At 75.0% G+C, this 22,337-nt stretch carries 15 protein-coding genes; 9 read left to right on the forward strand and 6 right to left on the reverse strand.

Annotation, left to right across the window (positions count from 1 at the left end; all coding sequences use genetic code 11):
• Positions 1–181 precede the first annotated feature (181 nt).
• On the forward strand, positions 182–1,282 hold the full coding sequence (locus ACH4PU_RS20005; protein ID WP_398273335.1) for a mechanosensitive ion channel family protein: 1,101 nt from the start codon (positions 182–184) through the stop codon (positions 1,280–1,282).
• A gap of 202 nt (positions 1,283–1,484) precedes the next feature.
• On the opposite strand, the gene ACH4PU_RS20010 is transcribed toward ACH4PU_RS20005, so the two are convergent.
• Entirely contained in the window at positions 1,485–2,273 is a 789-nt protein-coding gene (locus ACH4PU_RS20010; RefSeq protein WP_398273338.1) for a dienelactone hydrolase family protein, read from the reverse strand.
• Positions 2,274–2,341: 68 nt separating this feature from the next.
• On the opposite strand from ACH4PU_RS20010, the gene ACH4PU_RS20015 reads away from it, so the two are divergent.
• Positions 2,342–3,160: a helix-turn-helix transcriptional regulator gene (locus ACH4PU_RS20015; protein ID WP_398273341.1), complete on the forward strand. Its 819-nt coding sequence runs from the start codon at positions 2,342–2,344 to the stop codon at positions 3,158–3,160.
• A gap of 909 nt (positions 3,161–4,069) precedes the next feature.
• Here the strand turns inward: ACH4PU_RS20015 and ACH4PU_RS20020 are convergent.
• On the reverse strand, positions 4,070–6,472 hold the full coding sequence (locus ACH4PU_RS20020) for a chitinase C-terminal domain-containing protein (protein ID WP_398273499.1): 2,403 nt from the start codon (positions 6,470–6,472) through the stop codon (positions 4,070–4,072).
• Between the two features lie 374 nt (positions 6,473–6,846).
• Here ACH4PU_RS20020 and ACH4PU_RS20025 point away from each other — a divergent pair, with 374 nt between their 5' ends.
• Positions 6,847–7,137: a GlsB/YeaQ/YmgE family stress response membrane protein gene (locus tag ACH4PU_RS20025; protein ID WP_185945129.1), complete on the forward strand. Its 291-nt coding sequence runs from the start codon at positions 6,847–6,849 to the stop codon at positions 7,135–7,137.
• A 215-nt stretch (positions 7,138–7,352) separates the two neighbouring features.
• Entirely contained in the window at positions 7,353–7,646 is a 294-nt protein-coding gene (locus ACH4PU_RS20030) for a hypothetical protein (RefSeq protein WP_398273345.1), read from the forward strand.
• Positions 7,647–7,876: 230 nt separating this feature from the next.
• Here the strand turns inward: ACH4PU_RS20030 and ACH4PU_RS20035 are convergent, their stop codons facing one another.
• Positions 7,877–9,112, reverse strand: coding sequence for an MFS transporter (locus tag ACH4PU_RS20035; RefSeq protein WP_398273348.1), 1,236 nt, complete (start codon positions 9,110–9,112; stop codon positions 7,877–7,879).
• Between the two features lie 68 nt (positions 9,113–9,180).
• Positions 9,181–10,008 (reverse strand): SDR family NAD(P)-dependent oxidoreductase, encoded by an 828-nt coding sequence (locus ACH4PU_RS20040; RefSeq protein ID WP_398273351.1) that lies wholly within the window; start codon positions 10,006–10,008, stop codon positions 9,181–9,183.
• A gap of 176 nt (positions 10,009–10,184) precedes the next feature.
• On the opposite strand from ACH4PU_RS20040, the gene ACH4PU_RS20045 reads away from it, so the two are divergent.
• Together ACH4PU_RS20045 and ACH4PU_RS20050 are read left to right on the forward strand one after the other, a co-directional pair.
• Positions 10,185–13,475, forward strand: coding sequence for a BTAD domain-containing putative transcriptional regulator (locus ACH4PU_RS20045; protein WP_398273354.1), 3,291 nt, complete (start codon positions 10,185–10,187; stop codon positions 13,473–13,475).
• Positions 13,476–13,810: 335 nt separating this feature from the next.
• On the forward strand, positions 13,811–14,953 hold the full coding sequence (locus ACH4PU_RS20050; RefSeq protein ID WP_398273357.1) for a PP2C family protein-serine/threonine phosphatase: 1,143 nt from the start codon (positions 13,811–13,813) through the stop codon (positions 14,951–14,953).
• A 234-nt stretch (positions 14,954–15,187) separates the two neighbouring features.
• Here ACH4PU_RS20050 and ACH4PU_RS20055 read toward each other — a convergent pair whose 3' ends face one another.
• Positions 15,188–17,212 (reverse strand): NAD-binding lipoprotein, encoded by a 2,025-nt coding sequence (locus tag ACH4PU_RS20055; protein ID WP_398273360.1) that lies wholly within the window; start codon positions 17,210–17,212, stop codon positions 15,188–15,190.
• 269 nt (positions 17,213–17,481) lie between these two features.
• Here ACH4PU_RS20055 and ACH4PU_RS20060 point away from each other — a divergent pair, with 269 nt between their 5' ends.
• Together ACH4PU_RS20060 and ACH4PU_RS20065 are read left to right on the forward strand one after the other, a co-directional pair.
• On the forward strand, positions 17,482–19,140 hold the full coding sequence (locus ACH4PU_RS20060) for an amidase family protein (RefSeq protein ID WP_398273363.1): 1,659 nt from the start codon (positions 17,482–17,484) through the stop codon (positions 19,138–19,140).
• Positions 19,141–19,251: 111 nt separating this feature from the next.
• Positions 19,252–20,208 (forward strand): DNA-binding protein, encoded by a 957-nt coding sequence (locus ACH4PU_RS20065; protein ID WP_398273366.1) that lies wholly within the window; start codon positions 19,252–19,254, stop codon positions 20,206–20,208.
• A gap of 7 nt (positions 20,209–20,215) precedes the next feature.
• On the opposite strand, the gene ACH4PU_RS20070 is transcribed toward ACH4PU_RS20065, so the two are convergent.
• The gene (locus ACH4PU_RS20070; RefSeq protein ID WP_398273369.1) at positions 20,216–20,611 is read right to left on the reverse strand and encodes an ArsR/SmtB family transcription factor; all 396 of its coding nucleotides are present in this window, start codon (positions 20,609–20,611) and stop codon (positions 20,216–20,218) included.
• Between the two features lie 164 nt (positions 20,612–20,775).
• On the opposite strand from ACH4PU_RS20070, the gene ACH4PU_RS20075 reads away from it, so the two are divergent.
• A complete protein-coding gene (locus tag ACH4PU_RS20075; RefSeq protein WP_398273373.1) occupies positions 20,776–22,224 on the forward strand; it encodes an MFS transporter in 1,449 nt (482 codons plus the stop codon).
• The last annotated feature ends 113 nt before the right edge of the window (positions 22,225–22,337 follow it).

Consider the following 22,337-nt stretch of genomic DNA (forward strand, 5'->3'; position numbering starts at 1 on the left):
CGGTCAGAACCGGCCCCGGCCGTGGTGCAGGATGGCGTTTTGTGCCGGGTCATGTCTGTGTCCTGGCGCTTTGGCGATCGTTCCGGACAGGTAGGTAGGACGAAGTGACGGTTGGCTGTGTCGGACTGCCGGTGGCGCGGAGCGCCGCCGGGGCGTGGTCCGGGAACCGCGGAGGGCGCCGGTGACCGGGGATCTGACGGTGCACGACGCGATCGCCGCGGGCATCGCGGTGGTCGCCGGGCTGCTGGCGGCCGGGCTGCTGCGGGTGATCCTGCGGTGGCTCGGCGAACGGGCCCTGCGGACGCGCTGGATCGGCGACGACATCATCGTCGACATCCTGCGCACCCTCGCCCCCTGCGCGGCGGTGGCCGCCGGCGTGGCGGTGGGTGCGGCTGCCCTGCCGCTGAACCACCAGGTGGGACACACCGTCAACCAGACGCTGGTGGCGGTGGTGATGCTCAGCGCCACCTTCACCGCGGCGCGGGTGATCAGCGGCCTGATCCGGACGGTGACGCAGTCCCGCTCCGGAGTGGCCGGCCAGGCCACGATATTCGTCAACATCACGCGCATCACGGTCCTGGCGATGGGCTTCCTGGTCATCCTGGAGACCCTCGGCATCTCCATAGCCCCGCTGCTCACCGCCCTCGGCGTCGGCGGTCTGGCCATCGCCCTGGCCATGCGGGACACGCTGGCCAACCTCTTCGCGGGTGTGCACATCCTGGTCTCCAAGACGGTCCAGCCCGGCGACTACATCCGGCTCAGCAGCGGTGAGGAGGGCTATGTCGTCGACATCAACTGGCGCAACACCGTCGTCGAGCAGCTCTCCAACAACCTGGTCATCATCCCGAACGCCCAGCTGGCCGGGACCAACATGACCAACTTCAGCCGGCCCGAGCAGCCGCTGACCGTCACCGTGCAGGTCGGCGTCGGCTACGACAGCGACCTGGAGCACGTGGAGAGGGTCACCAACGAGGTCGTCGCGAGCGTGATGCGGGACGTCGCCGGAGCCGTGCCCGACCACGAACCGGCCGTGCGCTTCCACACCTTCGGCGACTCCCGGATCGGATTCACCGTGATTCTCGGGGTCGGCGAGTACAGCGACAAGTACCGCATCAAGCACGAGTTCATCAAGCGCCTGCACCAGCGCTACCGCGCCGAGGGCATCCGCATCCCGGCCCCCTCGCGCACGGTCTCGTTCCAGGGCGGCGAGGGCGAACCGCTGATCCCGCACCCGCGCACCCCGTCCGAGGGCGCGAGCGGCCGGCCGGCGCCCCGGCCGTAGCTCCTTCCCCGCCCAGCAGGTCGGCCGGGCGCGGGGAGGGAATCGGCCCGGCTCGGCCGATTCCGTGACGCGTCCACGGCCGGCCGGCACCACGAGGCGATCGGCCTCGCCGCCGGCGACCGTGGCCCGCGACCTCCCGCCCGGCGGGAGCACGGCCCGTCTCTCAGGAGCCGGTGAGCATGAGCCGCGGGCCGGCTCCCCCTCACCGGCACGCCCGCGACGGCCGGTCCGTGGTGCCGGTCAGCAGTGCGTGGACGCGCCGCCACGCGTCGGCCGACGTGCTGCGATCGGTACCGAGGAAGCCGTGTCCGACGCCGGGGTAGACGACCATCTCATGGCGCGTACCGGCCTCGCGCAGTGCGGCCGCGATCTCGCGTTGCTGTGCGGGCGGGATGAGGTGGTCTTCCTCGCCGACGAGGAAGAGGACGCGCCCGGTGATCTTCGGGGTGAGCGACAGCGTCGGTTCGGGCCGGCTGATCGGGATGTCGGTGGTCGGCAGCCAGCCGCCGTAGAAGACGGCCACCGCGGCGAGGTCGAACTCGGTGGCCGCGAGGTAGGCCATGTGACCGCCCACGCTCAGCCCGACCATGCCGACGCGCTCGCTGCCGGCCGCGCGCAGGTGGTCGACGGCGGCGCCCACGTCACTGAGCAACTGGGCGCGCGTCATCAGCTCCAGCAGTGCAAAGCCTCGCTCCCGGCCCGCCGGGTCGCGGGGCAGCTCGCTTCCGGGAGCGGTCCTGTGGTGGAAATCCGGCGCGAGGGCCACGAACCCGAGTGCCGCGAGCCGGTCGCAGACCTCGCGGACACCGGCGTCGACACCGAAGAGCTCCATGCCCACCAGGACGCCCGGGAACGGGCCGGGAGCCGACGGCCGGGCGACGTAGGCCCCCATCGCGGGCCCGTCGCCCACCGGGATGTCCCGGTGTTCCGTACGGATGGAGTAGGACCCGGACACGCCGGAGTCCGTGTTCATGACGTTCATGAGGTTCATGGCGCCAACGTAGCCACGCCCTAGAGTGGTATCCACAGGATGCTTTTCCCAGTAACGGAAGTACCAGGATGCCTCAGTTCACATCCAGGTCCGGGGAGTTGGGAGAGCTGCTCCGCTCCCGCCGCGAGCGGCTCCGACCGGCCGACGTCGGTCTGCCCGCAGGGGCTCGACGCCGGACCCGCGGCCTGCGCCGGGAGGAGGTGGCCCAGCTCGCGGCCATTTCCTCGACGTACTACACCTATCTGGAGCAGGGCCGCGACGTACGCCCCTCCCGGCAGGTGCTCGATGCGCTCTCGGCGGCCCTGCGGCTCGACGCCGCCGAGCGGAGGCACATCCACGGACTCGTCCACGGCGCGCCCGCCGAAACCCCTGCCCTCGCCGAAGTGCTGCCACCCGCCCTCGTCTCACTCGTCGACCGGCTCGACCCCTGCCCGGCCTATGTCACCGGCCGGTGCTGGGACGTGCTGGTCTCCAACCGGGCCGCCCGCGCCTTGTGGACCGACTGGCCGGCCCGGCCGCCGGAAGCCCGCAACCTGCTCTGGTGGATGTTCACCGACCCCGGCGCCCGTCAGGTGATGGTGGACTGGCCCGCCGAAGCATCCGCGCTGCTCGGCCGATTCCGCACCGCCGCGGCACGACATCCGGGTGACCCCGGCTTCGGAGCGTTGCTCGAACGCCTCCACGCGGTGAGCCCCGAGGTCAGGGAATGGTGGCCACAGCACCGGGTCACGCCCCTGAGCTCCGGCACCAAGCGGCTGCGCCACCCTGCCCTCGGCGAGATCGAGTTGGAGCACGTCGTACTCCGGCTCGCCGACGATCCCGAGCGGAAACTGGTCACCTTCACCGCCCCGGACCAGGTCCAGGCCCGGATCTCCCGGCTGTTGTAGACAGACCTCATCCCGCCGGCGGCCGCGCACGCGGGCACCGCTCCGCGAGATACGTGCCGTCGCCTCTCCCGGCCCGTCTCCCGGTTCCGGCGACGGCCTCCGGGTTCCGTCGTCCCGGAAAATTCCCGTCGGCGGCGTCCTGGCACCGCCCTGAGGCCAGGCCCCCGCACCCATGCCGGGGTGTTCGGAGGAAGCCCCTCGCCTGCCCGGGAGGCAAGAACCCGGCGGAACAGCCGGTCCGCGTCGCTGGCGGGGTCCGTGCCCGCGTCCGGCGCGTGGACGGCCCGCAGCCGCCGCACGCCCGAGCGGGGCGCCGAGCAGACCAGGGCGGTGAACACGGGGCCCGCGCCGATCACCGTCACCGCGCTGTCCCGGTAGGTCTGGAACCGCCGGGCCGCCGAGGAGGCGTGGTACTCGACGAACGCGATCTCGGCCGCGTAGGTGTCGAGTTCGCGGGCGGTCAGGCCGTGCGGCAGGTCCTCGGCCGCGTCGACGAGGCAGTTGGCCGAGTGCAGCCGGCCGACCAGCCGTTCCATGGCGGTGCGGGTGCCGTCCGGCAGGCCGCGGACGAGCGCGTCGAGTGCGGTCGAGCCGTCCAGGTGTGGCGCGAGCCGGTCCAGCAGCCGGCAGGCGGCCGGTCCGCGCAGCGCGACGTCGGCGCCCGCGCCGAAGACGTGGGCTCCGTCGGGAGTGGGCACGTACAGTACGTCGGACTTCAGTTTCGGCAGCATCCCCATACTCGCGTCGATGATCCCCCCGAGCATGGGGAGCCGCCTGCCGCGCCGTCCCGACGGAGGAACCACAGGATCGACCACAGGATCCGGTGCCTGGGGCTTGCGGGAGCGGCCGAACGCCCCCCGGCGGTGGGGCGACGCGCCGGGGGACGGGATCAGGGGTGCGACGGCGGGGTCAGCAGGCGCCGAGGTCCTGCCAGACCCCCCACTCGCCGGTGGTGCCGGGCTCGTCGCCCTGCGTCCACCACTTGGCCTTCCAGGAGTGCGCCTTCCAGGAGACGGTCGCACCGCCGTTGTAGACCGCCCCCTTGTCCCACGCCGGCGCGGTACAGGTGCCGCCCGTCGGGGTCGCGGTCGGGCTCGGGCCGCCGGTGGGGGTGCCGGTGGGCGTGGCCGTCGGGGTGCTTGTCGGGGTGGGGGAGGGGCCGCCCGGGTCGGTCACGGTCGTGCCGCGCGTCAGGTCGCCGGCCAGCGCCCAGGTCTTCCCGCCGAAGCTCACGGTCCAGTTGGACGGCGTGGACGTCGGCAGGTAGTAGACCAGGTCGAGCACGGCGGTGGCGCCCGGGGCGAGCGGCTGCGAGGCCGGGAGCTTCACGGACGTCCGGTTGTAGTCGCCCTTGAGACCGCCGATGTTGTCGGGCGCGGTGTGGTCGCTGCGGATGACCTGCAGCCCCCACCCGGACTGGTCCCGGGCGTTCCCCGGCGCCGAGTTGGCGTAGTCGAACTGGAACTCCGTGCCGCCCGGCAGTGCGGTCTTCGTCCGGTTGGTGATGCGGACCTTGGGGTTGATGGGGTAGTTGCTGTCGCCGAGGGGGAAGTCGGTGAAGGCGACGTCGATGTCGAGGGCCTGGTCGGGCAGGGTGGTCGTCGCGCGCCGGGCACCGTAGGCGGGCGCGGACCTGAACGCGTCGTTCATGACGCTCGTCAGGGTGTCGCCCGGCTCGTACTGGCCCTTGCCGGCGTTCCATCCGTAGTCGCCCGCGAGCTCCCAGATCATGGTGCCGCCGAGGCCCTTGTCCACCACGTACTGCGCCTTGGCCTTGACGGACTGCTCGTCCTCCGTGGAGAGGAACACCTTCTTGTCGGCGTTCCACAGCCAGGGCGCGGTCAGGGTCGCGTCGTACTTGCGGGCGTAGGTGCCGGCGGGCTTGGTGCCGGCCGGGAAGCCGTACTTCGTCAGGTAGTCCCCGGCGATGCCCTTCTCCAGGTTCTTGGCGTGCCACATGGGGTTGGAGCCGGCCGGCGACTCCTTGCCGTCGTCGTCCTTGTCGTGCCAGAGGTTGTCGATGCCGACGGCGCCGTCGCCGCAGGTGGTGAGCCCCGAACCGGCCGGGCACGTCGTCGCCTTGGCCGTGCCCCACAGGCCGTCGGTGCCGCCCGTGACGTTCTTCCAGCCGCGCGTGTAGTACGGCAGGCCGAGGTTGATGCGGCCGGCGGGCAGCGCGCCGCGGAAGTAGTGGTACGCCCAGTCGGCGTTGAGGTAGCCGATGCCGCCGTACTGCGGGGTGGTGTAGACGCCCCACTTGGCGAGTTCGGCGTCCTTGCCGTCGTCGTACAGCGCGGCGTTGGGGCCGACGAACTCGTTCCAGGCGCCGTGCAGGTCGTAGGACATGATGTTGACGTAGTCCAGGTACTTGGTGCTCTGGTACGTCTCCATGCCGCGCAGCAGGTAGCCGGAGGAGGGCGCGGCGACGGACAGCAGGTAGTGCCGGCCGTCGGCCGCCCCGGCCCGGTCGAGGCGCTCGCGGAGGGTCTTCATCAGCGCCGCGTAGCCCTTGTTGAGGCCGCCGCGCCGGGCGTTGGCGAGGGGCCAGTCCTTGGGGTGTCCGGCGTCCTTCATGGACGTCGGGTACTCGTAGTCGATGTCGACGCCGTTGAAGCCGTACTTCCGGACGAAAGCGACCGCGGAGTCGGCGAAGGTGTCGATGCCCTGCTGGTTGACCGAGCCGTCGGCGTTGGTCGCCGTCTTGTAGAAGCCGCCCGAGTCGACCCGCTTGCCGTTCTCGTCGATGTAGCCGCCGGTCTCGGCCCAGCCGCCGACGGATATCAGGGTCTTCACCTGCGGGTGCTGCTTCTTGAACTTGTTCAGGAGGTTGAAGTGGCCCTTGTAGGGGAGGTCCGGGTCCATCTCCGCGCCCTTGACGCCCGGCCAGGTCATCCCGGTGGCCGGATTGCCCGTGCCGTCCGCCCCAACGGAGATCCGGTCGTCCGGACCGACGTGCGCGAAGGCGTAGTTGAGGTGGGTGACCTTGTCCCAGGGGATGTCGGAGGCGAGGTACGCCGGGGTGCCGTCCTTGCCGGTGCGCCAGCCGGTGAAGTAGCCGATGACGCGGCGCTGGTGGTCCGCGCCCATCTTCTCGCGGCCGGCGGTGTCGTAGACGGTGCAGTAGGGGACGTCGACGCCGGGCGTCGCGTAGAGGCCGTCGGGGCGGCAGGCGGCGTGGTCCTCGGCGGCCGAGGAGGACCCCGTCTGCACCGTGGCGGCCAGCAGCCCGGCCAGGGCCGCGCCCGCCGCGGCGACGGCGGCGCCGCGGCGCGCGCGGGTGCCGCTACAGGATCCGCCCGGGGGTCTGCCCAGTGATCTTCCCTGTGGTCTTCCCGGAGGGAGCAGGTCTCGGAACAACACGATCGGTCCTCCAGTGGGGGGCTCGTGGAGCGGGTGGGGGGTGCCGTGCCGTGGCCCGGGGTGTGCGCGCACCGGCGGGCCGTACTCCTCGGAGGTGTGGCAGAGGCTAAAAGGACTAGACCAGTGCGTCAATAGGTGCGGACCAATGCACCGACGGAGCGTCGGGCGCGAGGGACGGACGGCAGGGGACGCGCCCGGCGCGGGATGCGGACCGCCGTTCTCGGGAGGGCGGGACCGGACGTGCCGACGACTTGGCCGGCGAACGGTGTTTGCGGACGAAGCGGCAGGTTAAGCGCCATGCAGCACCGACCAAGGAGGGACACATCATGGGAATTCTCGCGTGGGTCGTCATCGGGCTGCTGGCCGGAGCGATCGCCAAGGCCCTGATGCCGGGCAAGGATCCCGGCGGTGTGCTGGTGACCATGCTGATCGGTGTGGTCGGCGGTCTGCTGGGCGGCTTCCTCGGCAAGGTGATCTTCGGCGTGGAGTCGATCAACGGCTTCTTCCACCTGTCCACGTGGATCGCCGCGATCGTCGGTTCCGTCATCATCCTGGCGCTCTACCGGGTCTTCACCGGCCGGAGCGGACACGGGCACGGCCGCCACTCGCACGCTTGACCAGGGCGTAGGGCCCGGGGCGTACCCGGGCGCGGCAGGACCGGGCGCGTGACGCCGGCGGTGCCTGCCGCACGAGGGCCGGCCCGTGAGGGCCGGCCCTCTTTTTGATGTCGGTCTTTCGGCGCCGAAGTCCCGCCGTACTGACATCGCCCCGCACTCTTTGACACAGTGTGGGCACGGTGAGCGGCTTCGTCTCGCCGCGGGACGGAGGGCCGGTGACCGTGTTCGAACCCGAGCGGGCGGAGGTGCGGATACCGCGCGCGGCGCTGGACGCCATGGCCGCGGCGCTGAGCGTGCGCACGGCGGCGATGCGCGTCTGGCCCGACGGCATCGAGTGGATGTACCCGATGGGCACCTGGGAGGAGCCGCACCTGGAGGTGGCCCTCATGCCCGGGGGTGACGAGGTGTGGCTGCGGATGTCCACCGACCGCTCCCGCGTCGTCGTGTGGACCATCCGGCAGTGGCTGGACTTCGTCAGTGACCTTCCTGGGGCGGCGCCTCCCGGCTGACCGGCGGTCGGCGCGCCGGTGTTGACGGTCCCGCCGCTCCGGCGAAGCCCCGCTCATCCCGGCTTCGCGGCCGCCTCCGCCCTCCGTGGCGCGGACCCGCGGCCGACTCGCCGCCGCGCGGCCCGCGTCCGGGCCGGCGCACCCGGCTCACGCCCCGGAAGGCGGAACGGGCCGGGTCCCGGGGACGGCCGTCACCATGCCGTGGTCGTCCCCCAGGGGCCAGGAGTGGATCAGACGGCGCCGTCCGCGCGCTGCGCCGGGAACCCGTGGACGCGGGCGCCGACCACCACGGCGAACACCGGCACCAGCAGGAGGAGGACCGACCACGGCAGCGAGCGGTGGCCGAGCCCGTCCAGGAGGAGGCCGCCGACGACCCCGCCGGCCGCCATGGCCACGTTCCAGAGGGTGACCAGCAACGCCTGCGCGGCGTCCGCCGATGCGCCGCCGGCCTGGCCCACGGCGGTCTGCAGGAGGGTCGGGACACCGCCCCAGCCGAGGCCCCACAGGGCGGCCGCGACGTAGACGAGAGCCGGGCTGCCGGAGAAGAGGGCGAAGCCGGCGGCGGCCGCGGCGACCAGGAGGGTGGAGGCGAGGGTGAGGGCCCGCAGCCGGCGGTGGATGTGGGCGCCGACGCACCAGATGCCGAGCAGCGAGGCGATGCCGAAGACCAGGAGGACGAGGTCGGCCGAACCGCCCATCCCCAGGTGGTCGAGGAAGGTGGCGATGTAGGCGTAGAGGATGGTGTGGGCCAGGACGAAGACCGTGGTGACGAACAGGGCGGGAGTCACCCCGGGCACCTTCAGCACCCGCGGCATCGGGACGCGGGCGCCGCGTTCCCGGCCGGCGTAGTCGGGAACCGTCGCGGCGATCCAGCCGAGGACGGCCACGGTGAGCGCGGTCATGGCCAGGAACGCCACCCGCCAGCCGAGGGCCTTGCCGAGGAACGTGCCCGCGGGCACGCCCAGGGACAGGGCCACCGGAATGCCCGCCATCGCGATCGCTATCGCCTTCCCCTCCAGCCGGGCGGGCGCCATGTGGCGCGCGTATCCGACCAGCAGCGCCCAGGCCAGCCCCGCGGCTACACCGGCCACCGCGCGGGCCGCCATGGTCAGGGCGTAGTCCGACGACAGGGCGGTGACCGTGTTCGCGACGGCGAATCCCGCCATCGACGTCAGCAGCAGGCGCTTCCGCCGCCACCCCGCCGTGGCCGCGGTCAGGGGGATCGCCGTCAGGAACGTTCCGATCGCGTAGACGGTGACGGTCTGGCCCGTCGCCGACTCGCTCACGCCCAGGTCACCGCTCATCGCGGGCAGCAGGCCGGCCGGCAGCGTCTCCGTCAGGCTGGTGATGAAGACGGCCGTGGCGAGGGCGAGCAGGGCCAGGAGCGGCAGTTTTCGGCTCGGGGCGGTGACAGCGGTGGCGGTGGAACGGGTGGGGGACGAGGACGTCCGCTCTGCGGCGCGCATGATGGGGCCCAACTCTCTCTTTCGCCGGGTGTGTTCGGGATGCGGTGGGTGGTGGGGGTGAGCGAGGTCTACGAGGAGCCGGTGAGCGGCGGACGGTGGTCCGCGGGACGGTCCTCCCGTGCGCCGTCGTCCGGAGGCCACGGACACGGCGGACCGGCAGCCGCTCCCCGGCCGTCCGCCCGGCCGAGTCCGCCGTCGACGGTGAGCTCGGCGCCCGTCGTGTACGTGGCCTCCGCGGCCAGGAAGAGCGCGGCGCGGGCCACTTCGTCGACGGTGCCGGGACGCCGCATCGGCACGCGCTCCCCGGCGACCCGGCCGGCCGCGCCTCCGCCGCCCGGCAGGGTGATCAGACCGGGCGCGACGGCGTTGACGCGGATGCCGCTGCCGGCGAACTCGGCGGCGAGTGACCGGGCGCAGGCCCACGGCCCGCCATCCGCCCCCGCCGCCGGCTCGCCGTACGGCGCGGAGGGCATGGCGAGGGCGGGCAGGGCCGCTGCGGTGAAGACGACCGCGCCGCCGTCGTGGACGAACGGGAGCAGGGCCCGTACGGCGCGGCAGGCGTTCCGGACCGGCGCCGCGGCCGGACCGCCGTGGCTGCCCGCCGCGCAGGGCGGGTCCGACGGGCCGGCGTGGACGAAGAGGAAGTCGACGGAGCCGAGCGCGCTCTCCACGACGGGGGCCAGTGCCTCCGGCGACGCGGCGGCACCGGCCGGTCCGGTGCCGACGACCCGGGCCCGCGGGCCGAGTTCGGCGGCGGCCGCGGCGAGTTCCTCGCTCCGCGCCCGGCCGGTCAGCAGGACCCGCGCACCACCTTCGACGAGCCGCTTTGCGACGGCCAGGCCCAGCCCCGTCGTACCGCCGAGGACCACGGCCTTCCTGTCTCCGTACCTGGTCATGCGCTCCTCCTGCCGGGTGGTCCCGCCGCGCGGGTTCCGTGGCCGCCGGTTCCGCCGTGCCGGTCTGCGGCGGCTGACGGGGACGAGCATGCTTCCGGGCGCTTCGGGAGCGCTGAGGGTTCGCTGACGACCGGCTGATGATCACCTCACCCGGGGAACCTGTGTACGGTTTCCGCATGCGATACGGGGTGCTCGGTCCGCTGGAGGTGTGGGACGGCCGAGGGGAACCGGTCAGGGTGCCCGAGGTGAAGGTCAGGGCGCTGCTGGCCGATCTGCTGGTGCACGAGGGGCGGCCGGTGTCGGCCGACCGGCTCGTCGACGACCTGTGGGGCGACCGGCCGCCCGGCAACCCCGCCAACGCCCTCCAGGCCAAGGTCTCCCAACTGCGCAAGGCCCTCGGCCGCGACCGCGTCGTACGCCGGCTCCCCGGCTACCGGCTGCACCTCGACCCCGCCGCCGACGAGGTGGACGCCGACCGGTTCCGGTCCCTGGTCGACGCGGCCCGCCGGGAGACGGCGCCGCGCGCACGGGCCGCCCTGCTCACCGAGGCCCTGGAGCTCTGGCGCGGCCCCGCCTACGCCGACTTCGCCGACGAGGAGTTCGCCCGCGCGGCCGTCCGGCGGCTCGAGGAACAGCGCCTCGCCGTCCTGGAGGAACAGGCCGAGGCCCGCCTCGACGCCGGCGACCACCTGCTGCTCACCGGTGAACTCACCGACCTCGTGGCGCGCCACCCCCTGCGGGAACGCCTGCGCGCCGTCCAGCTCCGGGCCCTCTACCGTTCCGGGCGGCAGAGCGACGCGCTGGCCTCTTACACGGATCTGCGGAACCGCCTGAGGGCCGAACTGGGCCTCGACCCGGGCCCGGAACTCGTCGCCCTCCACGAGGCGATCCTGCGGCAGGACGCTTCGCTCGCCCCCGGACCGGGGAGGGGTTCGGGGACGGTAGCGGGATCGGCGGCAGAACCTTCCCCCGCCCCCGACGCCTCCCCCCGCCTCCCGGACGTTCCCCGCCCCCCGTCGAACCTCCCCGCCCCCCTCACCGCGCTCATCGGAAGGGACCGCTGCCTGACCGAACTCGGCGGGCTCCTCCGGGCGGAACGCCTCGTCACCCTCACCGGCCCCGGAGGCGTCGGCAAGACGCGGCTCGCCGTGGAGGCGGCGGCCCGCCTCGTCGACGCCACCGCGCCGGAGGCGCCGGACCCCGCCCCCGACGGCGTATGGCTCGTGGAGCTCGCCGGGCGGCACGGCTCCGCGGCGGTCCTCGCGCAGGCGGTCTCCGCGACCCTGGGCATCCGGGACGACGTCCCCTCGGGGCTCCCCGCCTTCGGCGGCGCGGCCCCGACGCCCGTCGAACGGCTCGCGGCGGCCCTCCGCGACCGGCGGACCCTCCTCGTCCTGGACAACTGTGAGCAAGTCGTCGACTCGGCGGCCGAGTTGGTGGCCCTGCTGCTACGCACGGCGCCCGGGCTGCGGGTCCTGGCCACCAGCCGGGAGCCGCTCGGTCTCACGGGGGAGACGGTGTTCCTGGTCGAACCGCTCGCCCCGGCCGAGGCCGCCGAGCTCTTCATGGCCCGGGCCGCCGCCGCGGCACCGGGTTTCTCCCCCGCGGAGGCCGACGACGGGACGCGCGACGCCGTCGCCGAGATCTGCCGCCGCCTCGACGGCCTCCCGCTCGCCCTCGAACTGGCGGCGACCCGCGTGCGCGCCCTGGGCGTCAAGGAGCTGGCGGCCCGCCTCGGGGACCGCTTCCGGGTCCTCACCTCCGGGCGCAGGGGCTCGCCGGCCCGGCAGCAGACCCTCCGGGCGGTGATCGACTGGAGCTGGGAACTGCTCGGCGCGCCGGAGCGCATCGTGCTGCGGCGCCTGGCCGCGCTCGCCGACGGCTGCACGCTGGACGCCGCGGAGGCGGTGTGCGCGGGGGACGGCGTGGCCGCCGAGGAGGTCCTGGACCTGATGACCCGGCTCGTCGACCGCTCCCTGGTCGTCCGCGTGGACGGCCCGCCCGGCACGGGTCCGCGCTACCGCCTGCTGGAGTCCGTGGCCGCGTACGCCATGGAACGCCTCCACGAGATGGAGGACCTCACCGGCGTACGGGACCGGCACCTGCGCCACTACCTGGACCTCGCCGAACGGGCCGAACCCCGCCTCCGCGGGGGCGAACAGCGGACGTGGCTCGCCCGCCTCGACGCCGACGCCGCCAACCTCCGGGCGGCGCTCGACGAGGCGGTGCGGCGCGCGGGGGAGGGTGGCGGTACGGACGAGGCGGTCCGCCTCGCCACCGCCCTCTGCTGGTGGTGGCTGCTGCGCGGGCGGCTGCACGAGGGCCGGCGCACACTCGCGGCCGTCCTCGCGGTCGCCCCGGACGCGGCCGGACTCCGTGCCCGGCACCGGGCCTTCGCCCTGCTGACCGGCGACCGCTCCGGCGCCGAGGTCCCCCCGGAACCGGAGGCCGGCGACCCCGTCCGGCACGGCCGGACCCTCTGGCTCCTCGCCCACGGACTGTTCGCCGCGGGCTCCGTCGCCGCGAGCGAGGAACTCAACGCCCGTGCCCTCGCCCTCTTCACCGAGGCCGACGACCGGTGGGGCACGGCCGCCGCCCTCGGGCTGCGGGCGACGCACGCGCTGGCCCGGGGCGACCTCGGCACCGTCGCCCGGGACGGGCTGCGCAGTGCGGCCCTCTTCCGCGAACTCGGAGACCGCTGGGGCGAGTTGCAGACCGTACAGCCCCTCGCCGTCCTCGCCGAGATCAAGGGGGACTACGCGGACGCCGCCCGCCGCCACCACGAGGCGCTGCGCATCGCGCGCGACTTCTCCCTGCACACCGAGGTCTCGGCCCGGCTCTCCGGGCTCGGCCGCCTGGCCCTGCTCGCCAAGGACTGGGGCCGCGCCCGTGACCTGCACGAACGTGCCCGGAGGCTGGCCGTCGAACAGGGCTACCGGTACGGCGAGATCCACTCCGACATGGGGCTCGCCCTCGGCGCCCGCCGCTCGGGCGACCTCGACGCCGCCGAGACGTACCTGACGCGCATCCGCGACGGACACGCGGACGTGTCCTCGCCCGTGGGCGACCACCTCCTCCACGCCGAGTTCGGCTTCACGGCCGAACTGCGCGGCGACGCCCGGGCGGCCGCCGCCCACCACCTCGCCGCCCTGGACATCGCCCGCTCCCTCGCCGAACCCCGCGCCCTCGCGCTCTCCCTGGAAGGCCTGGCCGGCGTGGCGGCCCTCGTCGGCGGCCCGGATCACGCCACCCGCGCCGCCTGGCTGCTCGGCGCCGCCGACGCCGCCCGCCGCGGGGTGGGCGCCCCGCTCCCGGACGCCGAGCGCGGCGACGTCGACCGCGTCACCGAGGCCGCGACGGCCACGATCGGCCCGCACGCCTTCGCCGACGCCTTCCGGGAGGGCGCCTCCCGGTCCCTGGAAGAGGCGATTCTGGCGGCCCAGGACCTCGTCGCTCCCAGGGAGTGAGACGGGCGGCGACCGGTGCGTGCCGCCGTCGTACCGGTCGAGGGGCGCGGACGGGGAGCGCGCCGGTCACCCGCGGCCGCTCGGGCAGCGGCGGTCGTGCCGCCGCGGACGGGGAGCGCGCAGCGTGACCGGTACGCCGCCGGTCCGGGACGGCGTGCCGGCTTCGGGGCCACCGACCGCGCCCGGGCCGCGGGCAGGGCGCCTCCCTCCGGCGTGCGCCCCAACGGCCGGTGCCTGACTGGCGGCTCCCGACGGGCGCGGGGATGCTGGGACGAAACGGGCAGTACGAGGCGGAGCAGGCACGGGGCAGGGCAGGCACGAGCGGGAGCAGGCGGGTGAGGGCACCGAACGCGCGGCGCGGCACGACCGCCGGACGCGGGCGCCCCGGACGGCCGCCGCTCCTGCCGCTGCTGCCGGTCCTGCTGCTCGTCGCCGGCGCCCTCCTCGACTACGCGACGTCCCCGCACTTCAGCGCGGAGGCCCTCTACACCGCCGCGCCCATGACGGCCGCCGCGCTGCTGTCCCTGCGCGCCACGGTCCTCGCCGGACTGGGCGCCTGCCTGGTCGACGCGGCCCTGCTGCACCACTTCGGCTTCCTGGGGGACTCGGGCGGCCGCAGCGAGCTGGCGGCGGTCGCCACCGTCTCGGCCCTCGCCGTCCTCGTCAACCGCCTGATGTACCTGAGCGACGTCCGTCTCGCCTCGGCGCGCCGCGTCGCCCTCGCCGTCCAGCGGGCCGTGCTCCCGCAGCTCCCGCCCTCGATCGGCTGCCTGCGCATCGCGGTGCGCTACCGGGCGGCGGTGGGGGACGCGGAGATCGGCGGCGACCTCTACGGCGTGCAGGACTCGCCGTACGGGGTGCGGTGTGTGATCGGCGACGTGCGCGGCAAGGGCCTCGAGGCGGTCAAGGCGGTGGACGTGGCGCTCGGCGCCTTCCGTGAGGGCGCCGAGGACGCCCCCGCCCTGCCCGGCCTCGCGGCCCGGCTGGAACGCGCCCTGCGCCGCGAGGCGAGCGGCCGCAGCGGACCGGAACGGGCCGAGGGGTTCGTCACCGGCGTACTGGCCGAGTTCCCGCCGGGATGCGCGGAGCTGCGCCTCGTCAACCGCGGTCACCCGCCCCCGCTCCTGCTGTCCGACGGGACGGTACGGGCCTTGGAACCCTCCGAACCGGCCCTCCCGCTGGCCCTGGCCGACCTCGGCGCCGGCCCGGACCGCGTCGACACGGTGCCGTTCCCGCCGGGCTCGACCCTGCTCCTGTACACCGACGGCCTCACCGAGGCCCGCGACCGGGACGGTGTCTTCTACGACCCGGAAACCGCCCTGGAGGGATGCCACTTCACGGGACCCGACGCGCTGCTGGAGACCGTGCTCGCCGACGTGACCCGGCACACCGGCGGCCGCATCACCGACGACTTGGCCCTCCTCGCCCTCACCCGGGACGGGGCAGGGGACGGGAACGGGAACGGGCCGGGGGCGTGAGGGCCGCCGGGCGGCCGGTGCGCAGGAGCCGAACTCCGCGCGCGACGGCCGGGGGTGCCGTCGTCCGCCCGTGCCTGCCGGGCCCGGCCACCGCACCGGCTGTGGTCGCCGTGCGACGACCGCCCGGCCAGGGCCCGTCCGGCCGGGGCCCGTCCGCGTCCGCCGGTGCCGGCTGCCCAGCCCCCTCAACCGGCTGCCCTGCCCCCCTCAACCGTCCTCCGCCCTCCGCCCTCCTCAACCGTCCTCCGGCTCTCCCAGCCGGACCGCCGCGACGACCACGACCTCGTCCCGGTCGGCCCACCGCCGTGACGTCTCCTTGTGCGGGTTGATCCACACCCCGTAGCGCGGGCCGTGGGCGGCGCCGGCGTGGTCGCGGTAGCCGATGGCGCACTCGCCGTGCCGCCGGGCGGCCTCGACCACCGTGGCGAAGGAGGCCGTGCCGCCGGCCCGGACGTAGCGGGAGGCCGGGCGGAGCAGGATCTCGTTGCCGCCGGCGGAGAACAACTCGTGGAAGACGGCGGCCAGATGGCGGTTCTGCGAGATCTGGGCCATCAGCAGGCCGATGAGCTTGCCGCTGACGATGAAGTCGGCCCCCGGGCTGACCGGGGCGAGGGCCCGGTTGCGGTCGTCGGTCATCTCGGTGACGACCGGCAGCTCCCGCCCGGACGCCGCCTCCAGCGCGCGCAGCAACAGCAGCGTGACCAGCGTGCGGTCGTCCGGCTCCTCGGTGGCGCCGCCCGGGCCGGGCACGGGGTCGGGGCCGAGGACGATGACGCTGTCGTACGACGCGGCGTCCACCGCGTCGACCGTCTCCCGGTCGGCGGGGTCGCCGGGCCGCAGGACGACGGACAGGGCGGCCCCGGCGTCGTCGTCGGCGGCGCGCACGGCGGCGGCCGTCGCGGGCGCGGCCTCGGCGACGACGTCCACGACGGAACCCGGTGCCGTGTACCGGCGCAGCCGGCCCACGATGAGCGGGGCCCGCCGGTTCCAGCCCAGCAGGAGCACCCGCTCCGGGCGCCGCCGCTCCGGCGGGACGTCCGTGACGATCGCCGCTTCGTCGACGGCCGGCGGCCGTTCCGCCAGGACGGCGGTGTCGTCGTCGCGGGTGACGACCACGATCCGGTCCGCCGCGCCGATCACCGCCTCCGACGGCGGGTTGAGCGTGAGAGCGCCGTCGGCGCGGATCAGGCCCACGGCGGACGACGTCGTGTACGCCAGGAGCGCCTCTCCGAACGTCCGCCCGGCCAGGGCCGGTTCGCGGACGGTGTAGAACTCGTCGCCCGCGAAGTCCAGGAGCTCCTGGTAGACGAGGGACAGGCCGGGCCTGCGGGCGGACTGGACGATGAGCCGGGCGGTGATGTCGTCGGTCTCCAGGACCACGCCGCCGTCCCCCGCGGCCAGGGAGGCGGCGAGCCGGTAGCGGGCGTCGCGGACGGCGGCCACGACCCAGGCGCCCGCCCCGTTCGTCATGCCGTCCCCGCCCCCGCCCCCGCCACCGCCGCCGCCCTCGACGCCCGGGGGAGTGCCCGCTCCGGCGTCGTCCGGCCCGTACGCGGACCGGGCCGCCGCCCGCAGCGCCAGCAGTGTCTTGACCACCTCGGCGTCCCCCGACGGCCCGTCCCGCGGCAGGACGAGGACCGAGCCGGCGGTGTGCGGGCTCACCCGGGGCAGGACGGCGGGATCGGTGGTGGAGCCGCTGCGGCAGATGAGCCGGGTGCCGCCGGTCGGGCCGACCTTGATGTGCAGCGCGTCCTCCATGGCCGTCTTGTCCCGGTCGGCCAGGACGGCGACGGCGGCCCGCCGCTGGTTGGCGTTGGCGGCGACCAGCTCCGTGACCACGGTGAACACCTGCTCGGACCAGCCGAGCACCACCACGTGCCCGTCCTCCAGCACCGTCGAACGGCCCCTGCGCAGGGCGGCCATCCGCTCGTTGACCCCGGCGGTGATCAGACCCACGAGGGCGGAGACGTAGATCAGGGCGACGAGGGCGAGGATCACCGACAGCAGGACCTCCGCCGGCGGTCCCACCAGCCCGCCCAGTCGCAGCGTGTCGCCCGTCTGATGCCAGACCCGGGCCAGCTTCCCCGGGAGGGACGCGGGCGCGTCCCGCGCCGTCCACACCATCAGCGCGCTGACCGGGACGACCACGGCCAGGCAGGCCAGGACGAGCCAGCCGATGAGGGCGGAGGCACCCCGCGCCAACGTGTTGTCGAACCAGTAGCCCGCCTGTTTCACCCACCGTAAGCGCCGCCGCGCCATGACCGCCCCCTCGCTGCCCGGCCGTCGCCCACCCGGCCCGGTCTCCCCTTCGCACCCCTCGCACACCGCCGCCCCGGGCTCGCGGGAGCCCGATCACGTGATTACAGCGTGACAGGGTGAGGCCAGAAGAACGGACGTACGCATACTTTTTCACTCCTTCGGGGGGTGCGTCCCCGCTCCGCCCCCGCCGCCCGCCGGACCGCCCGCGCGGCGGGCGGGCGCCATGGCACCCTTGCGCCCGCCCGCGGACATGCAGTGCGCTGGCTCGTATGAAGAGAAGCGAGTGGAGCACGAGACGAACGAGGCGACGGTCAACCGCCGCCCTGGTCACCGCCCTTGCCACGGTCACCCTGGCGGCCGGAGCGGCATTCCCGGCGACACCTCCGGCCTCCGCCCACCACCCGTCCGCGCCGGCACCGCGGCCCGCTCTGCCCCATGCACCTGCTCTGCCCCACGCACCAGGCCTGGCCGGTCCGGCCGGTCCGGCCGATCCGCCGGGCCTCGACCTCGACACCGTGACCATCCCCCGGCTGCAGGCCCGCATGGCCGACGGCTCCCTGACCTCGTCCGCGCTGACCCGCGCCTACCTGCGGCGGATCGCCGCCGTCGACCCCAAGGTCAACGCGGTGCTGCGCACCGACCCGACCGCCCTGCGCCAGGCGGAGGCCAGCGACGCCAGGCACCGGCGCGGCACCCCGCGCGGCCCCCTCGACGGGATCCCCGTCCTGCTCAAGGACAACATCGACACCCGGGACCTGCCGACCACGGCCGGATCCGCCGCCCTCACCGGGAAGCCGCCACGGGCCGACGCCCCGCTGGTGACCCGGCTGCGGGCGGCGGGCGCGGTGATCCTGGGCAAGACGAACCTGTCCGAGTGGGCCAACTTCCGCGCCGCCAAGCCGACGTCGGGCTGGTCGGCGGTGGGCGGCCAGACGCACAACCCCTACGTCCTGGACCGCAACCCGTGCGGCTCGTCCTCCGGTTCGGCCGCCGCGCTCGCCGCCTCGCTGGCCCAGGTGGCGATCGGCACCGAGACGGACGGTTCCATCGTGTGCCCGGCCGGGATGAACGGGGTGGTCGGCCACAAGCCCAGCCTGGGGCTGGTCGACCAGGCCGGCGTGGTCCCCCTCTCCGCCGAGCAGGACACCGCGGGACCCCTGGCGCGCAACGTCACCGACGCCGCCCTCACCCTCGCCGTCCTCACCGGTTCCCGGGCACTCCCCGCGGAGCCCCGTCCCGCCACCCTGCGCGGCAAGCGCATCGGCCTCTGGCGCCTGCCCGAGCTCGGCCCCGACGTGGACGCCCTGATGACCCGCACCGCCCGGACCCTGCGCGCCGCCGGCGCGGACGTCGTCGAGGTGACGCCGCCCTACCAGCAGCGCCTCGCCGAACTCGAATACCCCGCGCTGCTGAGCGAGTTCCACCGGGACATCGACGCCTACCTCGCCACCCGCGACGGCCCCCGCGACCTCGCCGCGCTGAACGAGTTCACCCGGACCCACCCCGCCGAGCGGACCTGCTTCGCCGGCCGGGAACTCTTCGAACGCGCCCTCGCCGCGCCCGCCGCGGGCGGTCCGGAGCACCGGGCGGTCCGCGCGGAGCTCAAGGACCTCGCCCGGCGGTCCGTCGACGAGACCCTGGCCGCCCACCGGCTGGACGCCCTCGCCGCCCCGGCCAACCCGCCCGCCTGGACCACGGACTGCGCCCGCGGCGACAACGACGTCATCCCCTCCTCCACCCCCGCCGCCGTGGCCGGCTACCCCTCCCTGGCGCTGCCGGCCGGATTCGTCGGCGAACTCCCCGTCGGCCTCCTGCTGACGGCCGGCGACCGGCAGGACGCCCGCCTGCTGTCCCTGGGCGCCGCCGTCGAGCACCGGCTGCCCGCCCGGCGGGCGCCGCGGTACCTCCCGACGACGGGTTCCCCGTAAGCCCCGGCAGCCCGCTCCGGCGCGTGAGTCCCGGCAGCGCCCTGCCCCGTGAGGGCCGCCGGCGCACCGGCCGGCAAGTCCCGGCAGCGTCCGGCCCGTTACGATCGGCCGATGCGCCGCACATCCGCCGGCCGGTCCGCCGCGACCGCGCCGCACGACCTCGTCGCGGCGGCCCGATCCGCCGCCGGCCGCCTGGTCGCGACCGACGCGGCGCGGGGCGCCACAGCCGCGCTGCCCGCCCTGCGCGCGGCGGCGCGGCGCTTCCCCGACCCCTTCGCCACGGGCGGCGCGTACCGGTGGGACGGGGACCGGCTCGCGGCGCTGGCCGAGCTGTACGAGGTGATGGGCTGGATCCTCTTCGACGCCGGACGCCACGGGGCCGCCCGGTGGGCCAACCACCGGGCGCTGGCCCTCGCGCGCCTCTCCGGCGACCGGTGGACGGAACGGCTGGTGCTGCTGAACGACAGCATGCTGATGAGCCATCTGGGACGGCCGCGCGCCGCCCTGGAGGACGCCGCCCGGGTGCCCGGCGCGCGGCGGCTGCCCGCCCTGGTCGACAGCCTCGTCCTGATCCGCCGGGCCCACGCGGTCGCGGCGCTGGGCGGGGAACGCGAGGCGGTACGGCTGGTCTCCCGCGCGGAGAGCCGCTTCCTGGACGGCGTCTCTGCGGACGACCCGCCATGGGCCTGGTGGATCGACCACGACGAGGTGCTGGGCCACCGCGGCTGGGTCATGGCCCGGCTGGGCCGCTGGGACGAGGCGCTCCCCTTGCTGCACCGGGCCTCCACCGCCCCCGGCCCGTCCTACCGGCGGCTGTTCACCGCGCACCTGCTGGCGTCCCTGGTGCGGGCCGGCGCGTGGCGCGAGGCGGAACGGCTCGCCGACGGCCTCGTGCCCGGCGTCCCCGCGATCGGCTCGGCGCGGACGCTGGGCACCCTCCGCGCCACCACGGCGGCCCTGCTGCGCGGGGACGGCCGGCCCCCCGCCGCGCTGCGCGAGGCGGCCGGCCGGCTGCGGCAGGCGCTGCCCGCCGCCGCCGTACGGACTCCCGGCGGCCGTAAGGGGTAGAGGCGCGCTACCGCCCCCCGTCGTCCTCGCGCAGGACCAGGGCGAGCAGCCCGGGGAAGCGGGCGTCGAACTCCGGGCGGCGCAGCCGGTTGAGCCGCTTCGGCCCGGCGTCCCGCTGCTCCAGCAGTCCCGCCTCGCGCAGCACGGTGAAGTGCCGGCTCAGCGTCGCCTTAGTCACCGGTACGTCGAAGCTGCCGCAGGGGCGCACCCAGTCCCCGGCCGACGCCAACTCCCGTACCAGCGTGCGCCGTACGGGGTCGGCGAGCGCGAGGAGCGCCGCCTCCAGCGAGACCTCCGCCGGGTCGGTGTGGGCGGGCACCGGACGGTGGTGCGCCGCCCGCGTCCCGGCCGGCTCCTGCTCCTGCCCCGACTCGCGTGCCCGTGACCGTGTCTCTGCCGACATGTTCCGTTCTCCTTCTTCCGTAGGTACGCAGCGGTGGATTGCGGAGTGTTCGACGATGTGCGTACACTCCTGATTGTTCGCCTCTCGACGAACACTCTAGCCGGGGAGCCGCATTCCGCGACCCCCTCCCGCTCCGCCGCTGTGCCGAGGCAAGGAGAAGGACCATGACACCCATCCAGCCCCCGTCCGAACGCCGACCGGACCGTCCCGCCCTCACCCTCCTCGCCGCCTGCCTGGGCTTCGTCGTCGTCATCCTCGACGTCAGCATCGTCAACGTGGCCACGAAGGCGCTCGCCGGCGACTTCGGCGGCAGCATCTCCGGCCTCGAATGGGTGATCAACGGCTACACTCTCACCTTCGCCGCCTTCCTCCTCACCGCCGGCGCCATGGGCGACCGCTTCCACCCCGGCCGGATCTTCGTCGGCGGCTTCGGCCTCTTCGCCGCCGCCTCGCTGGCCTGCGGCGCCGCCCCCTCGCTCGGGGTGCTGATCGCGGCCAGGATCGTGCAGGGCGTGGGCGCCGCGATGATCGTGCCGTCCTCCCTGTCGCTCGTGAACGCCGGCTTCCCCGACCCCGCCCGGCGCGCCCGCGCCATCAGCCTGTGGGCCGCCGCCGGCGGCCTCGCCCTCGCGCTCGGCCCGGTGATCGGCGGTCTGCTGGTGGACGCGCTCGGCTGGCGGTCCGTCTTCTACGTCAACGTGCCCCTCGCCGCCGTCGGCATCCTCCTCGCCCGGGCCGACGCCCGCCCCGCTCCCGCCCGCACCGCGGCCCGGCGCTCCCTCGACCTGCCCGGCCAGGTGCTCGCCGTCGTCAGCCTGGGCGCCCTCACCGCCGCCACCGTGGAGGCCAACTCCCGGGGCTGGGCCTCGGCGGCCGTGCTCGGCTGCGCCGCCGTCTTCGCCGTCGCGCTGGCCGGCTTCGTCGCGGTGGAGCGGCGCGGCACCGACCCGATGCTGCCGCCGCAGCTGTTCGGGAACCGGACGTTCACCGCCACCACGCTCATCGGCGCCCTGCTCAACTTCGCCTTCTACGGCCTCATCTTCGTCTTCAGCATCTTCTTCCAGGAGGCGTGGGGATACTCGCCCAGCGTCGCCGGCCTGGCCTTCCTGCCCATGACCGCCGCCATCATGGCCGCCAACCTGGCCTCCGGCCCGCTGGTCCGGCGCCTCGGCGCCCGCGTGGTGCTGGTCCTGGGCAGCGCCCTCGCCGCCCTCGGGTACCTGACCGCCGCCCCCGCCGTCGGCGCGCACTCCTACGCCGCCGTCGTCGCCCAGTTCCTCGTCGCCGGCATCGGCCTCGGCCTGGCCGTACCGGCCATGACCAACGCGATGCTCGGCGCGGCCGACCCGGCCCACGCGGGGATCGCCTCGGGTGTGCTCAACGCCTCCCGCCAGATCGGCGGACTGCTCGGCGTGGCCGTGATGGGCCTGCTCGTCGGCGACGGCACCGCCGGGCAGCTCGTCCCCGGACTGCGCGCCGCGCTGCTCTGGGCCGGGGGAGCCCTCGCCGTCGCGGCCCTCCTCAGCGCGGTGGGCGTCCGCGCCGCCACCCGGACCACCGCCACGGCCCCCGCCGGCACGGGTCGTACGCCGGCCCCCGCGCCCACCCGCTGACACCCATCCCGGTAGTGCCGACGCCGCACCGCCCACGAGCCACGGCTCGCGGACGGTGCGGCGGCCGCCGTTTCGGCCCTCGCCCTGCGGACGTGCGACTGCCCGGCCGCTTC

Source organism: Streptomyces sp. NPDC021100 (genome assembly GCF_044333095.1).
Taxonomy (GTDB): Bacteria; Actinomycetota; Actinomycetes; order Streptomycetales; family Streptomycetaceae; genus Streptomyces.

Bases quoted from the DNA above. Each gene is read 5' to 3' on its own strand.
- ACH4PU_RS20015 (WP_398273341.1), top strand. From the start codon at position 2,342: ATGCCTCAGTTCACATCCAGGTCCGGGGAGTTGGGAGAGCTGCTCCGC.
- ACH4PU_RS20070 (WP_398273369.1), bottom strand. From the start codon at position 20,611: ATGTCGGCAGAGACACGGTCACGGGCACGCGAGTCGGGGCAGGAGCAG.
- ACH4PU_RS20035 (WP_398273348.1), bottom strand. From the start codon at position 9,112: ATGCGCGCCGCAGAGCGGACGTCCTCGTCCCCCACCCGTTCCACCGCC.
- ACH4PU_RS20045 (WP_398273354.1), top strand. From the start codon at position 10,185: ATGCGATACGGGGTGCTCGGTCCGCTGGAGGTGTGGGACGGCCGAGGG.
- ACH4PU_RS20040 (WP_398273351.1), bottom strand. From the start codon at position 10,008: ATGACCAGGTACGGAGACAGGAAGGCCGTGGTCCTCGGCGGTACGACG.
- ACH4PU_RS20010 (WP_398273338.1), bottom strand. From the start codon at position 2,273: ATGAACCTCATGAACGTCATGAACACGGACTCCGGCGTGTCCGGGTCC.
- ACH4PU_RS20060 (WP_398273363.1), top strand. From the start codon at position 17,482: ATGAAGAGAAGCGAGTGGAGCACGAGACGAACGAGGCGACGGTCAACC.
- ACH4PU_RS20055 (WP_398273360.1), bottom strand. From the start codon at position 17,212: ATGGCGCGGCGGCGCTTACGGTGGGTGAAACAGGCGGGCTACTGGTTC.
- ACH4PU_RS20065 (WP_398273366.1), top strand. From the start codon at position 19,252: ATGCGCCGCACATCCGCCGGCCGGTCCGCCGCGACCGCGCCGCACGAC.
- ACH4PU_RS20075 (WP_398273373.1), top strand. From the start codon at position 20,776: ATGACACCCATCCAGCCCCCGTCCGAACGCCGACCGGACCGTCCCGCC.
- ACH4PU_RS20025 (WP_185945129.1), top strand. From the start codon at position 6,847: ATGGGAATTCTCGCGTGGGTCGTCATCGGGCTGCTGGCCGGAGCGATC.